General features: G+C 61.7%; 2 protein-coding genes. One reads left to right on the top strand and one right to left on the bottom strand.

Annotation, left to right across the window (positions count from 1 at the left end; all coding sequences use genetic code 11):
• Positions 1 to 637 (bottom strand): UTP--glucose-1-phosphate uridylyltransferase (locus EN742_RS34480; RefSeq protein WP_189375725.1); only part of this gene is annotated, 637 nt, incomplete at its 3' end.
• Between the two features lie 201 nt (positions 638 to 838).
• Between EN742_RS34480 and EN742_RS34485 the strand changes: the two genes are divergently transcribed.
• A partial coding sequence (locus EN742_RS34485; RefSeq protein ID WP_148670504.1) for a lytic murein transglycosylase occupies positions 839 to 1,599 on the top strand: 761 nt, incomplete at its 3' end.

The raw sequence follows: 1,599 nt of genomic DNA on the forward strand, positions 1-1,599 counted from the left end.
GGATATAGCGGCCGTTGATGAACAGGTTCGAGGGCGCGGTGCCCGCCTTCGGCTTCTCGACCATGCCGGTGATGCGGAAGCCGTGATGCGTGTCCTCGCCGCGGCCGACGATGCCGTATTTATGCGCTTCGGCCGGATCGCACTCCTGCACCGCGATGATGTTGTTGCCGGTCTCGGCATAGAGCTCGACCATGTCCTTCATGCAGCTCTTTTCCGACTGCATGATCATGTCGGGCAAGAGGAGTGCAAACGGTTCGTCGCCGACCAGTTCGCGCGCGCACCAGACGGCATGGCCAAGCCCCATCGGCACCTGCTGGCGAGTGAAGCTGGTCTGGCCCGGCGCCGGCTGCAGCCGCTGCAGTCGGGCAAGCTGGTCGTCCTTGCCGCGTTGGGCAAGCGTGTTGTAGAGCTCGAACTGGACGTCGAAATGGTCTTCGATGACCGCCTTGTTGCGGCCGGTGACGAAAATGAAATGCTCAATGCCGGCATCCCGCGCTTCATCGACCACATACTGGATGACCGGCCGGTCGACGACCGTCAGCATTTCCTTGGGAATTGCCTTGGTGGCGGGAAGGAACCGCGTGCCGAGACCAGCGACCGGGAAGACTGCCTTGCGAACTCTCTTCATGCTGCCAATTATCCGTTTGATTGCCTGCTCCGCAATCCCGTTCTGAGACATTTTCGCGCCGGAATCGAGACGTAAAGAACACCGGGTTACAAAACTTGCAGTGCGTAAAGCATCGTCGCGTCTTTTCGTTCCCGACCCCACCTATGGTAAACTAAATACTAACCGGGTTCGGCGATGAATGATCTTCCTGACATGAAGAAGGAGGAACAGATGTCCGTTCGCAGCACCGCAAAGCGCCTCGCAAGCGTCGTGACGGCGGCCAGCCTGTCGCTTGCCCTGCTGATGCCCGCGGGACCTGCTTTCGCCGATGCCGGATTCCGGCAATGGGTTGCCAGCTTCCGCGCCACGGCGGTGCAGAGCGGCGTCTCCGGTGCGATCTACGACCAGGCCTTCAGGAACATCACCGATGTCGATCCGGTGGTGCTGGAAAAGGCCCGCACCCAGCCCGAGTTCACGGCACCCGCCTGGGACTATTTCGACAACCGCGTGCACGACCAGTCGGTCGCCGTCGGCCAGCAGATGGCCAGGAAATGGAAGCCGTGGCTGGACAGGATCGAGGCGCGGTTCGGCGTCGACCGCAACATCCTGCTCGCCATCTGGTCGATGGAATCGAACTATGGCGAGATCCTCAAGCGCAACGACATCATGCGCAATGTCATCCGCTCGCTGGCGACACTTGGCTATGCCGACCCGCGGCGTTCGAAATTCGCCCGCACCCAGCTGATCGCGGCGTTGAAGATCCTGCAGAGCGGCGACATCGACGAAAGCCATCTCAGCGGCTCGTGGGCCGGCGCCATGGGCCACACCCAGTTCATCCCGACCAGCTACCAGCATTATGCCGTCGACATGGACGGCAACGGCAAGCGCGACATCTGGAACTCGATCCCCGATGCGCTGGCGACGGCCGCCAATCTGCTGAGGAAGAACGGCTGGCAGGCCGGCAAGACCTGGGGCTACGAGGTCGTCCTGCC

Origin of the sequence: Mesorhizobium sp. M4A.F.Ca.ET.020.02.1.1 (assembly GCF_004022645.1) — a bacterium.
GTDB lineage: Bacteria > Pseudomonadota > Alphaproteobacteria > Rhizobiales > Rhizobiaceae > Mesorhizobium.